The organism is Pseudomonas libanensis, assembly GCF_001439685.1.
Lineage (GTDB): Bacteria > Pseudomonadota > Gammaproteobacteria > Pseudomonadales > Pseudomonadaceae > Aquipseudomonas > Aquipseudomonas libanensis.
This window is the reverse complement of record NZ_JYLH01000006.1, coordinates 135,680-149,123: the sequence shown is the minus strand read 5'-3', so window position 1 is coordinate 149,123 and position 13,444 is coordinate 135,680. Positions and strand designations below refer to the sequence as shown.

At 59.6% G+C, this 13,444-nt stretch carries 9 protein-coding genes; 3 read left to right on the top strand and 6 right to left on the bottom strand.

Going from position 1 to position 13,444, the window contains the following annotated elements:
• The first annotated feature begins 47 nt into the window (after window positions 1-47).
• Genes TU73_RS11580 through TU73_RS11570 form a run of 3 tightly spaced genes read left to right on the top strand, consistent with a single transcriptional unit; the run spans window position 48 to window position 5,624 of the window.
• Window positions 48-872, top strand: a complete 825-nt coding sequence (locus TU73_RS11580; protein ID WP_057012296.1) for a response regulator transcription factor — start codon at window positions 48-50, stop codon at window positions 870-872.
• Complete coding sequence (locus TU73_RS11575) at window positions 872-3,274, top strand: hybrid sensor histidine kinase/response regulator (protein WP_057012295.1); 2,403 nt, start codon at window positions 872-874, stop codon at window positions 3,272-3,274. Before TU73_RS11580 ends, TU73_RS11575 begins: the two co-directional genes overlap by 1 nt.
• A 1-nt stretch (window position 3,275) precedes the next feature.
• On the top strand, window positions 3,276-5,624 hold the full coding sequence (locus TU73_RS11570; RefSeq protein WP_057012294.1) for a TonB-dependent receptor: 2,349 nt from the start codon (window positions 3,276-3,278) through the stop codon (window positions 5,622-5,624).
• On the opposite strand, the gene TU73_RS11565 is transcribed toward TU73_RS11570, so the two are convergent.
• From TU73_RS11565 to TU73_RS11545, 6 genes are all read right to left on the bottom strand, one after another.
• Complete coding sequence (locus tag TU73_RS11565; protein ID WP_057012293.1) at window positions 5,608-6,693, bottom strand: sensor domain-containing diguanylate cyclase; 1,086 nt, start codon at window positions 6,691-6,693, stop codon at window positions 5,608-5,610. The genes TU73_RS11570 and TU73_RS11565 overlap by 17 nt on opposite strands.
• A gap of 237 nt (window positions 6,694-6,930) precedes the next feature.
• Window positions 6,931-7,455: a type VI secretion system Vgr family protein gene (locus tag TU73_RS29610; RefSeq protein WP_082642586.1), complete on the bottom strand. Its 525-nt coding sequence runs from the start codon at window positions 7,453-7,455 to the stop codon at window positions 6,931-6,933.
• On the bottom strand, window positions 7,406-9,427 hold the full coding sequence (locus tag TU73_RS11560) for a phospholipase effector Tle1 domain-containing protein (RefSeq protein ID WP_057012292.1): 2,022 nt from the start codon (window positions 9,425-9,427) through the stop codon (window positions 7,406-7,408). Before TU73_RS11560 ends, TU73_RS29610 begins: the two co-directional genes overlap by 50 nt.
• The gene (locus TU73_RS28265) at window positions 9,427-9,900 is read right to left on the bottom strand and encodes a DUF3304 domain-containing protein (RefSeq protein WP_082642585.1); all 474 of its coding nucleotides are present in this window, start codon (window positions 9,898-9,900) and stop codon (window positions 9,427-9,429) included. The genes TU73_RS11560 and TU73_RS28265 overlap by 1 nt, the downstream gene beginning before the upstream one ends.
• A complete protein-coding gene (locus tag TU73_RS11550) occupies window positions 9,900-10,763 on the bottom strand; it encodes a DUF4123 domain-containing protein (protein ID WP_057012290.1) in 864 nt (287 codons plus the stop codon). The genes TU73_RS28265 and TU73_RS11550 overlap by 1 nt, the downstream gene beginning before the upstream one ends.
• Window positions 10,764-10,767: 4 nt before the next feature.
• Window positions 10,768-13,431: a type VI secretion system Vgr family protein gene (locus tag TU73_RS11545; protein WP_057012289.1), complete on the bottom strand. Its 2,664-nt coding sequence runs from the start codon at window positions 13,429-13,431 to the stop codon at window positions 10,768-10,770.
• Window positions 13,432-13,444: the final 13 nt, after the last annotated feature.

Here is a 13,444-nt window from a genome sequence, read left to right as displayed (position 1 = left end):
AATGTCGCGGCAATGACTTGGCGAAACATCATAAGAGAACGTGGCCAATGGACAATGGACAGTACGCAAGGCGGGCAGCTACGGCGGTGTCCGACGCGTTGCCGCATATTCTGCTGATCGACGATGTTCCTGAAGATATCCGTGCCACGCTCGTTCTGCTAAAGACCCAGCCTTGGCGCCTTTCGCTGGCCAGCGACGCCCATCAGGGCTATCAACGGGCACTCAGCCTGCGCCCGGATCTGATCGTGCTGGATGTTCACATGCCACAGATGGATGGCTTCAGCCTGTGCCGGCTATTACGCGAGGCACCGGCCACCCGGCTTACTCCGATCCTGTTTCTGTCGTCGGCCAATACGCCACTGGAGCGCCTCGAGGGGCTGGCGGTCGGCGCGGTCGACTACATCCCCAAGTCCTACGCCCCCGAAGAAGTACTGGCACGCATCAAGATTCACCTGCAATTGACTTGGCGAGCGCCGCCGGCCATTCACGACGGCCCGGTCGATCCGCAACCACAAGGTGATGAAATCGTGCTGAGGGCGGCGATGCGATTGATTGAAAACCAGCTGGACGATATACCCTCCCTGCCCTGGCTGGCACAAAAAGTCGGCACTCATGAAAAACGTCTCACCGCGATCTTCCGTGAGCACTTGGGGCTCACCGTGTTCGCCTATATACGCGATGCCCGGCTGCGTCGCGGCCAGGAACTGCTCGGCGAAAGCGCCATGAGCGTGCAAGACGTCGCCGAGCTGGTGGGCTTTCGCAACGCCTGCAACTTCGCCACCGCCTTGCGCCAGCGAATCGGCATGACGCCCAGTCAGTTTCGCCGGCAAACCCTGGGCATTGAGGATGCAGAGCCGGCCGGACGCACCTGATGCGGCGTCTACAGCTGTTGTTGCTGACGCTGGCGTTGTTATCCGCAGGCCTGCTGCGCGCCGCCCCTGTGGAAAGTTGCCGGGCCGAGCAACTGGATCTGATGTCCACGCTGCAAATTTTCGAGGACACTCACGCCAGCCTGAGCCTGGACGAAGTGGCTCGATTGCCCGCAGCGCGTTTCAACACCCCGACCTCAGACTGGCCACCCCAAGGCTATAGCCGCTCCGCGTTCTGGTTAAAAATGCAGCTCACCAATTCAAGCGATGCGGCCTGCTCGCGCCTGCTGGTGGTTGGGGCGCCGCGCCTGGAGGACATCCGCGTCTATCTGTCCACCGGCGGACGTTGGAGTGATGCGCATGCGGGAAGCGCTCATCCCCTGGCCGAATGGCCCCAGCCACCGGCGCGCCAGCCGGCGTTCCCGATCTCACTGGCGGCACGGGAAAGCGTCACTGTGTTCGTCCGAGTGGCGAGCAATTTCCAAATGCTGCTGGAACCGCAACTGTGGTCCGAACCGGCGCTGCTGCGCAGTCAGCAACAGACCTACCTGAGCGATGGACTCACCCTCGGCATTGTCCTGCTGGTCGTGCCGTTCGGCCTGATCGTCGGCTGGATCCTGCGCTCCCCCTTGCTGACCGTGAACGCAGGCGCGGTGCTGAGCTACATCCTGCTCACCTGCATCCTCAACGGCTACCTGGTCTATTGGCCCACCGCGCTGGGCTGGACACGCGAGTTGCTGACCTGCGCCAGCGCGGTCTCGTTCGTTCTGTTTCTGGCCTACATGCGCGTGTTGTTGCAGGTGTCCCGCCTGCCCCGCATCATTGGCTGGAGCTATTGGGTGCCGCTGTCGGGCTGTATCCTCGGCCGACTCTGGTGGCTGAAAGTCGATGCAGTCCAGGGCGCGCAGCTGGTCCAGGTATCGCTGATGAGCTTCTACGCAGTGCTGCTCGCGACGTTATTCATGGCCTGGCGCCGGCGCCTGAGCTACAGCTGGATGGCCTGGCTGGTGCCAGGGCTCTTGCTGGGCCAATTGCTGATGCGGATTTTCTTCCCTCAGGAACAGCTGCCCTGGCAGTCTGCGCAAAGCAAATACAGCTTATCGTCTACGTTGGCAGGCGTGGCGTTGCTGGTGTGCACCCTGATCATGGAAGTGGTCCGCAGCCGCGACCGCGAAAAGCACGCGCTGTCCAGCCTCGAACAACAGCGCCACGCCGAGCACGAGCGCCTGGAAAGCACCGTGGCGCTGCGCACCGCACAGTTGCGCGACTCCCTGACGGCTCGCAGTGCGTTGATGGCGCGAATCAGCCACGATCTGCGCTCGCCGCTGGTACGCATTATCGACTACGCGCGCCTGTTGCACGCCGGGCCAAACCGCGATTACCCAGCCACGATCGAACGCAACGCCCGCCAGCAGCTGGAGCTGATCGATGAGATGCTCGAGTTTTCCCGTGGCGAGCTGGAGCAAATGCAACTGGCCCTCGCGCCGGGGTATTTGTACGGTTTCCTCAAGGAGATCGCCGACGAAGCCGGCTTTCTCGCCGCGCGTCAGGGCAACAGCTTCGAAGCGGTGCTGGCCGATGACCTGCCGCCTCTGGTCGAGGCCGACTTCAAACGCCTTCGGCAAATCCTCATGAACCTGCTGGCTAACGCGGCAAAATTCACCCACAACGGCCAGATCCGTTTCGAAGTGAGCGGTTACCCGCAGGCAAACGCCGATGGCGTGCAATTGCGCTTCAGCGTGATCGACACCGGCATCGGCGTTGATCCGCAAGAGTTCGAACAACTGCTGCAACCCTTCCGCCGCGGCCGCAATGCGCAGCGCTACGACGGCAGCGGGCTGGGCTTGTCGATCGTCACGCAACTGCTGGAGCGCATGGACAGCCGGCTCGAACCCCAGGCCACCGAGCAAGGCGGCAGCCACTTCAGTTTTCGCCTGCGACTCAGATGCGCTGAAGAACATGACCTGGAACTCGGCCTCGTCGACAACAACGCCACGCCGCTCGATGGCCAGGGCAAGCACGTTCTGCTGGTCGATGACGTCGAGCAGAACAGCGAATGGCTGTATGACCTGCTGGCCGGCTACGGTTTTGACGTGAGCATGGCGGCGAACGGCGAAGACGCCTTGGCCTGCCTGGCCGGACAATCGGTAGACCTGCTGATCAGCGACCAGATGATGCCCGGCATGGACGGCTGGGAACTGTTGCGGCAGGTGCGCGAGCGCTGGGGTGATTTGCCGGTGATGCTGTTTTCCGCGGTCCCGCCACGCAGGCCGCAGGATTATCCAGACTATCTGGTATTCGATGCGGTACTGCTCAAGCCCGCCGACAGCCGAGAATTGCTGGCTTGGGTCAAGATGCTGGCCTGCACGGATACAGTGCGCCGCGCAATAGCCCGGGAGTTCTAGCATGCCGGGCTCGGGTTATCGGCTGCTCTTGCTTTGCCTTGCGGCTTGGCCCTGGGCGTCGGTGGATGCCGGACAAGAGGCGCCCGGCACCCTCACGCTCGACAACACGACCGTCACCGCCCGACGCCGCGAGGAAGCCCCACAAGACGTGCCGATTCTGATGAGCGTGCTTTACGGCGAGCAACTGGACGAGGCCGGCCTGCATCGGCTTCAGGACATCCAACAACGGGTGCCCGGCCTGGTGGTGTCCGGTCACGATGCGCGTTTCGCCGGGTTCGGCCTGCGCGGCTTCGGCGCCACTGCCTACAACGATGGCCTGGAAGGCAGCGTTGGCACCTACATCGACGGCGTTTACCAAGCGCGCCAGGGCATGGCCTTCACTGAATTGATGGACATCGAGCGCCTCGAAATTTTGCGCGGGCCACAGGGCACCCTGTTCGGCAAGAACACCACCGCCGGGGCGCTGAACATCATCACCCGCCAGCCGACCTTTCAACCCGAGGCCAACTTTGAAGCACGCTACGGCGAGCACGGGTTGCGGGAATATCGCGGGGCGATTTCCGGCCCCCTGCAGGGCGACGTATTGGCCGGGCGCCTGAACGTCTTCAACAGTTCGGTCGATGGTTCAGTGGACAATCTGCAAGATGGCAACCGCCTCGGCGACGCCGACAGCCAGGGCCTGCGTGGGCAATTATTGTGGACGCCGAACCCGGACTTCAGCGCGCGCCTGATCGCCGACCATGCCGAGCAAAACGAGGCCGGCAACGTGCTGCTGGTCAATCACTACAGCGCCCAGACTCGCCAGCGCGCCAAGTTCCTCGGCTATCCGCTGGCAGCACCCGCCCCTTACAAACGCGAGACCCGCATCGACGCGCCGGGGCGTCCGCATACCTTACAGAACGGTGTCTCACTGGAGTTGAACTGGGAACTCGACGCGGCGCTGCGTTTGACCAGCATCACCGCCTACCGCGACTGGGACTACCGCGCCGCTCGCGACGGCGACAGCACTGCGCTGTCGGTGGCCGAATCCGAAACCGAGCTGGGTCACCGCCAGTTCAGCCAGGAATGGCGCCTGTCCGGCACCGCCGGCTCGTCCGTCGATTATGTCGCCGGGCTCTATTACCTGCGTCAGCAGCTCGACCGTAAGATCGACGTTGAATTCGGCAAGGACGCCGCGCCCTGGTTCGTCGGCGATCAACTGGAACCGCTGAAAAAACTTTATGGCATTAACTTCACCGATCCAAAGCAGGTGCCGGCCATGCTGCTCGAAGGTGCCCAACAACGTTACAACGGCAAGCAAAGGGGCGACAGCCGAGCCATTTTCGGCCAGCTTTCCTGGCGCCCGATTGAGGCGCTGGAACTCACCGGCGGCCTGCGCTACAGCCAGGATCGCAAAGACGGTTGGGTCTCCCGCGACGTCAGCAATCTCGCCCCGCTAAATGGCTTGCCCGCGGTTTTCCAGGCGGGCGGCCAATTGCTGCGCGGCATCGCCCTGGGCGGTGGTTATTACCGTGAAGATACGATTGAAGAGCACAACGTCTCAAGTTTGCTCAGTGCCAGCTACCGCTTCAACGATGCCGTGATGGGCTATATCAGCGGGTCGCGGGGCTACAAGGCCGGCGGCATCAATTTCGACGTGGTCGGCCCGTTCACCGCGCCCACTTTCGAGCCGGAGCGTGCCACCTCCCTGGAACTGGGCATTAAAACGCGCTTCTGGGACGAGCGCGCGATGCTCGACCTCGCCGTCTACCAGACCGACGTGGACAACTACCAAGCGCTGACCTATAGCCCGCCGACATCGCTGTTCGCCCCCCCGCTGCGCGACAACCTGATCAACGTCGGCAAAGTCCGCCTGCGCGGCATCGAACTGGATTCCGCCTGGCAACTGCAGCCCCAACTCACCTGGCGCCTGGGCCTGGCCTGGAGCGACGCGCGCTACCGCAGCTTCCCCAACGCGCCATGCCCGCCCGCCTCGGGCCAATGGACCTGCGACCTCAGTGGCAATCGCCTCTACAACGCGCCGCAATGGAACCTCAGCAGCGGCCTCGACCACAGCCACCCGCTGCCGCATGGGCTGGAAGCCTACAGCGGCATCGATTACAGCTTCAGGTCCGGCTACTACGGCACCCTCGAAGGCGGCGAAGGTAGCTATCAACCCAGCTACGGCCTTACCCATCTGCGCCTGGGGCTGCGCAGCCAGGACCGTGCCTGGGAGGTGGAAGGCTGGGTGCGCAACCTCTTCGATCGCCACTACATCACCGCCGTGTATTCACTGCTCGGCGCCGGTGACTACGGCGTCATGACCGGCAGCGAACGCACCCTCGGCACCACCGTCAGGCTTCGTTATTGAGCGAAATGAACCGCGTCGGACAAAACGCCAAACGGTTACCGCCGGCCTTTTTCGACAGGTACATGGCCTGATCCGCCTTGCTGATCAGCCCATCGATCTCCACCCCATGCTCAGGATAAAACGCCACCCCGATACTCGCCGCAATCTCTACCGTCTGCGCGCCAATCACAATCGGGGCATTGGCCGCCTGCAGCATTCGCTTGAGCAAAGGCTCGCTGTCTTCCACGGCCTGTAAACCTACCAGCCCCGCCACAAACTCATCGCCCCCCAGCCGCGCCAGGGTATCGCCTTCACGCAACGTCGCATTGATCCGTGCCGCGACAATCTCCAGGACCCGATCACCCCAATCATGCCCATAACTGTCGTTAAGCGCCTTGAACCCATCGAGGTCAATAAACGCGATAGCCACTTTCTGCTGATGCATACGCGCCTTGCCCAGCGCCTGGCGCATCCGCTCGGCCAACAGCAGCCGATTGGGCAATTGCGTGAGCGCGTCATACCGGGCATCGCGCTCCAGCAACTGAAGGCGCTGCTTCATCTGCGTCACATCGCTGAACAGCGCTACATAGTGCTGGACATTCCCGTGACGGTCATGCACCGCACTGATGTTGATGCGGGAGGTCATTTCCCGGCCGTTCTTATGGCTGCTTTGAATCTCACCGGACCAATGCCCGTGGAAATCCAGCGCGTTCTTCATTGGCGTATAAAACGTCGCGAGCCGACGCACCAGACGATGAGCATTTAACTCCCGCCCCAGCACTTCGTCCTGCCCGTAGCCGGTGAGCCGGGTGAACGCCTCGTTCACCGCGATAACCCGGCCAAACGGGTCGACGAGAATAATGCCGTCGCGAGCGTGGCTGAACACAGTGGCGGCCAACTCCGGACACAGGCTGTTGAGGCGACGCTCGTAAGCGCCTTCGTCACGACGGGTCGGCCAGGTGTTGGAATCGAAGCCTTGCTGGGCCAGATAGGAGACCAGCAAAGAGAGCGATTTGTGCAGGCGGGTCAGTGCGTGCGTGGCAAGCCTGGAGTTGAGGCAGTAGCGACGGATGAAGGTGCGCAGGTTCATGGTACGCGGTGCTCGGTTGCAGCGGCAGGGTTGAGTGAAGGGTGATTATCGAGGTGCAGACCTGCCGAGGCCTTTGCGCGAACGGATGAGAGCTTTGCGGGAGGGGATGAATGGGAAGGATTTTCTGCGGTGTCAGCCAGCTGGGGTTGTCAGTCACTGGGCGAGCCTATTATGGTTTCGACATCTCCCGTTGTAACTCCGGCTTTCAGCGCAGTACATCCCTGTGCCCCGGCCAGCTCAATCGAGAGGAGGAGCAGTTGGTGCGTTACTACCGTTGCTTGTCGGGACAGGGTCATGAAGCGGTGTGCTGCCTGACGTTTTCAACAGCCCCTTGGCCTGCATTTGCTGGTCTGCGGGCTCCGTCGTCAGCAATAGCCCGGTACCGGCGCGTAAAGCGCCTTGCGCCTGGGTGTGCAGCTCGACGCCATAACCCCGGTCAGCCAGGCGTTTGTTGTCTTTGTTCTGTTTGAGGTGCCCTAACGTCAAGCCACTGTCGTGATCGGTGGTGTAGAGCTGGACGCGGCTTTGCCCCGGGGTGTCGTCGAACTGCAGGTGTCGATAGCCGCCGCTGCCGGTGGCGCTGGTGGACAGGTCTTGGGTTTTCCAGCCGTCGAGGTATTCGGCGACCAGAGTGTCTGCGCCCAGGGGGGGGTGTGCAGTTGCAAAAGGCGCTGCTGTTGCGTCAATGCGCGAGAGACTGAATAGACTATATTCACTTGCTAAAAAACTTCTCGTACGCCAACTCCATCCAATCCAATACACTTCGCGCGGGTTTAGTCGACAGCTTTTGAATCAGGCGCCTATTCATGTAGTGCTTCGAATACACTAGATTGCCGAACGTTGCTTCGAGATCAGATTCAGCCATGCTGTCATGAACATCGTTGATAAAATGCGGGTACAACGCCTCAATCTCTGGAATACGAGCACCGGGATTATTCCACAACCAATACAGTGCCTGCCCTTGCGGATCGGTCACAAAAACATCTGGCGTTACTTCGCCGTTAATTTGTCGCATGGCTTGCTTTTCATTAAATTGGGGAGTGGAACGAGCGTTGCGTTCCAAATATGCGAGTTCGTCGACCAACTTCTGATAACGGCCGTAGGCCTTAGGATCAAGCGGTACACCCAAGCCCCAGCCCATGGTCTTACGCCCGGCACGGGCCTCGTTCTGGTCGTACCACATACGCAGCCAGTGGATAAAAATAGCAGTGTGGCCACTTAATTCTTCTTCGATGTTTTTCGGCAATAGGGTAACTGATTGCGGAACGCAGGGGGCCACGCACTGAGATGGCGAAATTTGAACTTTAATGATATCTGGTTTAAAACGCTCTACAGGGCGCCCCAATTCAAGCACCAGTGATGGGATATCGCGGGTGACCGTTACCAGTTTTTTAACCGCGTTGCGGTAATTGCGCTGGAAAGCGGTGATCTCGGTATCTATGACAAATGTTTGGTGCAAGTCATCATCAATTTCCGCCAACTTATCAAGGCTAGGCATAGGAATCCCTGCCCCATAGGCACGGTGGTACATCATCTGCAACGGTAACCGTGACAACTTATCGGATACGCCGTCTTCACCGTCCACCGCTCCACCGCCCACATCTACTTGCGAGCCCGGGAACAAGCGCTCCTGACGTGGTCCGCGATAGTCCTCGGGATCGGCGCCGATCATGCTCAGTGGTTTATAAAAACGCAGTTCATGGGCTGCGGCGTAATGCACACACCGTTCGATCTGCGGCGACACCACTAGCTCCGAGGACACCTTGTTGCTCAACGGCATAAAGCCCGTGAGGAAGTTGTCGTCATAGCGATTGGTGACGCAATCAAACAAGCCCATGAACTTGATTTGCACGGGGACTCCCTCGTACAAACCACCGGGGGCAATCTCATCCAGCAGCCGATTAGCGAAGGCCAGGGCCATACCACCGCCCATGTCGTAGCCAAAGATCGCGACTTGAATCTTGTTAATGGGCAAGCGTTCCTTGGCATTCAGGATCGCCATTTGAAAGTCACGCCGAGCGGCATTCAATCGGGAGTCAACGCCCGTGTTGAACAATGCCGCGATCATCGACGCATCACGCAGCAAGCCCGATGACTCCGCAACATAACCCGCTGTTACCTTGACACCGGCTTGTGCTGCCGTCTTGCCCGCGCGCCAAGGATGACGCGTCACTTCACGCCAATAGGCCTGCCACTCGCGACGCAAGTTACGTTCGATTCGCGCCCATTGTTTGCGAGGCTTTTTAGCCAGGCGCTTAACCTGCCGGGCCATGTTGCCAACCGACTCCTTTCCTTCGTCCCACACTTCACCGGTCGTCCAAATGGCACGCCGAGGCAGACTTCTATTACGAATACCTTTGCTTCGGCTCCAAGCGTCACTTACCGTCTCGGTGGCTGTTTCTTTAGCTTTGTCTTTTGCTGTGTCCTTTATTTTCTTGGCAGCATCTCTACGTGCTCTATCGGCTAGGGCTGCGGCCAATACGCCGGACTCGGGGTCGAATTCAGTGCCGAGCCCCGAATAATAAAATGCACGCTGACCTTTATCTGGACGTTCATAAGCTGCCAGATGAAGTTTGACGATATTCGAGGGCACGCCAGCTTTATCAGAGAAGCCAAAGCCATCAAAATAAAAGCTCATCCACATTACTTGCTGACAAACCGGACAGCTCTGCTCAGACTCGGATTTAATACGATCTAAAACGCTTCCCTTAATGTCTAACTCTTGATCATTCACTATTCTGCCCCCTCAGGCGGCACTAGCTCTGGCGCGCCCATACTATCAACCCATTGGAGCTGGGCAGTACCATCCTTCATGAAGTACGCACGAAAATATCGCGACGTTGAAGATTCGGGTTGCGGAATAGTTACCTGCGTAAAAAACTCTTTTTTCGGCATGCCTGCTTCAACTTCTTTTCGGCTGCGTGCAAAATCCCAAGTCAAGCCGACCTTTTTCCCTGGAGTAACTCGACATCCACAGTTAAACTTCCCACCGCCACCGTAAATCTGATCGACATCCTTTCCTGGAGGGTTCCCCCAACAACCTGCCTTACTTTCATTATCCAACCAAAACATATGTATCTTTCGTTCATTTTGATTGTATCCACTGATACAAACCGTTTTAGGGGATGGTGGAAAAATATCTCCACACGCAGAAAGAAAAAGTACTCCAGCAACAATTGCCGCCACTCTAATTAACAAGCAGACCATCAAACTCTCTCCTTCATACTTTCCACCCAAATCAACACCCTCTCCAGAATCACCTCAGTTTTATCTCGATACTGTTCAAACACAGACTTGAGGTCAGGATCATTCAATTCTTTGGCGGCAACCGGCAATATCAATGCACACACTTGATAAAGCAGTTTTCCTTCGGGCTCTTTGTCGCTGCTCAGCATTCCACACAGCGTAAAAATATCTTGATAGGTCTGAATAGGATCTGAGTTCACTGCGAGGACACCCTGCCAGCGCAGTTGCGCTGTAATGCGGTCAACCAGGCTAAGTCGCTCCAAAGCCTGTAAGTCTCGATCCTTGAGCTCCCACGCCCAGGAACGCCCCTGCTGGTCTATCGAAGGCGTCAACGTCTCAACCTCACCATCACGTCGCACAAACATCCAGGCTTTGGCCTCATCCAACAACGCATTACTACGCCGTGGTCCAAGCACCTGGATCAGCGATTGCAACACCGCCGAGTCGTAAAAACGCATCAACCCAGTGCGATGCCCCGAAAGCGCAATACTGGTTTTGCGGGCCAAAGCACTAGCCAACTGTTCTTGGGACAAGGCACTGACCAGCAACGTAAACGCAAAAGGTCGACGGGTGAGAGCGCGCGTGAGTAGTCCGTCCACCCAATGTGACTCATAGGACATTAACAGGGCGCAGACTTCAGGGGCGCTGGCTTCGGGCTGGCCCTTTAACAGGTTTTCGACTTGTTCGCGCTCGACCAGATCCTTCCACGGCAGAGCGTTGCGCGACAGTTGTGCTGCATCGACCAGCAAATAACGTTGCAGTGCGGGATGGGTCTCTTGAATTTGTTGCGCGGCGAGGTGCCAACGCTCCAGCAAGGTGTTCATGCGCCTAACCTCGAATCGCAACGGGCTGATGGGATTGCGCTGATCGACGCATACATTCCACGCACACCGGCTTGTTAAGTGCGGGTAACATCGGCGTGGTTTTGCGGGGCCCGGTCAACTGATGACGCTGCGCCTTGAACGTCACCGCCCCCGGTGCATGAATCTCAATGTTGCCCCCCACCAGTCGAACGGTCGCGCCTTGCACGCTCAACAACAGGTGCTTCTTACCCTGCACATGAGCGTTGCCCTGGGTGCTGACCATGCGGATATTTTGCTGTGCGGCAACGCTGATCTTGTCGCTTTGCGCTTGCACGCTGACCGCGCCGGTGGCCGCGTGCAGGGCAATCCCGGTGTTCGCAATGGGGCGACTGTCGCCCTCTGCGCCACGGGTAAACAGCACTAAGCCTTGCGCCGCGAGAAAGGCTGCATGACCTTGGGCGGTCAAGTTGATGTCCGTTCGGGCGTTGAGCAGGCATTGCGTACCCGTCGCCCAAATCTGGTGCTTGGGGGTCAAGCTGAGCAGGCCGGCTTGGCCATAGAGCGCGAGCAGCGGCTTACTCCACGCCGCTACCTGCCCTTCGCCACCACCGATGCCCATGCCTGACGCGGTGCCCTGCTGCGTCGCCTTCAGGCTTTCCTGGCTGTTCTGCAGAGCTTCGCTGGTGGGCGACTGCTTGCCGTCGCTGGCTAGCCCAGCCTTCTGCTGTCTGGCGCTGTCGGCCAATTGATCCACTTGGTCTTGGGCTTTTTCCAGTTCGGCCAACAGACCCTTGGCCTGCATTTGCTGGTCAGCCGGCTCTGTCGTCAGCAATAGTCCGGTACCGGCGCGTAAAGCGCCTTGCGCTTGGGTATGCAGCTCGACGCCATAGCCTCGGTCAGCCAGGCGTTTGTTGTCTTTGTTCTGTTTGAGGTGCCCTAACGTCAAGCCACTGTCGTGATCGGTGGTGTAGAGCTGGACGCGGCTTTGCCCCGGGGTGTCGTCGAACTGCAGGTGTCGATAGCCGCCGCTGCCGGTGGCGCTGGTGGACAGGTCTTGGGTTTTCCAGCCGCTGAGTACCCCGGCGTGTTGGTTACCAGGGAACCACGCCGGTGCATTGCCGGTACTGCCGGAGGGGCCGCCTGCGATCTGGTTATGCGCCGCTTCGGCCTGGCCCCGGCCGTTGTACAACGAGCCGATGACCACGGGGCGGTCGATATGCCCTTCAACAAACTCCACCAGCACCTCCTGCCCGACCCGGGGCACCCAGGCGCTCCCCCAATTGCCACCGGCCTGGGTCGCGGCCACGCGCACCCAAGTGCCAACACTGGCGTCTGCCGGCGCATTGTCGGTAGCACGAGGATGGGGGCGATGGCTGGATGAGCGTTCACCGCGCTGCCAGTGGAATTGCACCTTGATGCGTTGGTCGCGATCGGTCAGCACGGGGCCGCCGTCGCCGATCACAATGGCGCTCTGTGCACCGTGGACGGTTGGGATGGGATGCAAGCGGCGCCCGTGACCGTCTTGGGTTTGCGGGCGATAAGGGTGACTGGCGGGGATCAGTGTGAAGTGGTTGCAATACACGGTCTCCGGCCGGCCGGGTACAGGCCCCAGCCCTGCCAGTACCGCCGCTTGCAATTGAGCATCCAGGTTATTGCGGGCCTGATGACGCACACGTATGCACAGCATGGGTTCGTCCGCCTGCACGCTGTCGTGGTTACTCAGGCATAGAGTCGACCCTGGCGCCAAACGTCGCCATGTCCCCCGGCTGTGTACTTGGCGACGCGCAACCTGTTGAGCATTCAGGTGCTGGCGTGCGCGCTGCTCTCCTTGAGCGGTGTCCGTCCAGGCATAAGGGCCGGCTGTGTCCTGGTCCACACAGCCACTGATGCCGGTGTCGCCCTGAGCGTGTCCTGATAACAATGAATGGCTGCGGTAGTCCCAACTTTGGCGCTGTACCTGCCCCACCATCCAGCGCTGTTCTTCCGCCCATTGCTGCACACTGTCCTCTGCCTCGGTGACGTCGCTGCGATGAAAGCGCACGGATACCGGTGCATTCGGCGCCAGCTTGCGGTTGCTGTCGGTCAGTACCAAGGTATGGCTGCCCAAGTTCGGGGCCTGGGGATCGCCCAGATGCTCAAAGTGATAGGCAATGCCCTCCTCCGCCAGCAACCGCTGCACAAACGCCAGGTCACTTTCCTGGTATTGCGTGGTCAGGCTGCGCTTGCGATAAACACCCGGAACCTCCAGGGCCCAGCGCCACTGCGGCTGAATCACGCCCTTGCTATAAAAACCGAAAATTTGCTCGCAAATCTCCATCACGGTCAGGTCATGAAAGGCGTAGCTGTCTTGCCGGTGTCGTAACAGGCTCAACCATGGCTCGATCCGCAACTGATAACGGGCCAATCCGCCATTGCTGCCGACGCGCGTGCATTGGCTGACATGCCCGTGAAAAGGCCGCAAGTCCGTGCGCGAGTCAGCACACTGCAGTTGCACCAACACCGGTGCGCCGATCAGTTGTTCAATGGGCAAACACCCATCCGCGGACAAGGCACTCAGTTGCAAGCAATACCCTTGCTGGTCCAGTGCCTCCCAGCCGTCGAGGTATTCGGCGACCAGCGTGTCTGCGCCAAGCGGGGTGTGCAGTTGCAAAAGGCGCTGCTGTTGCGTCAATGCGGTAGAGGCCGTCACAGGTCATCCTTCC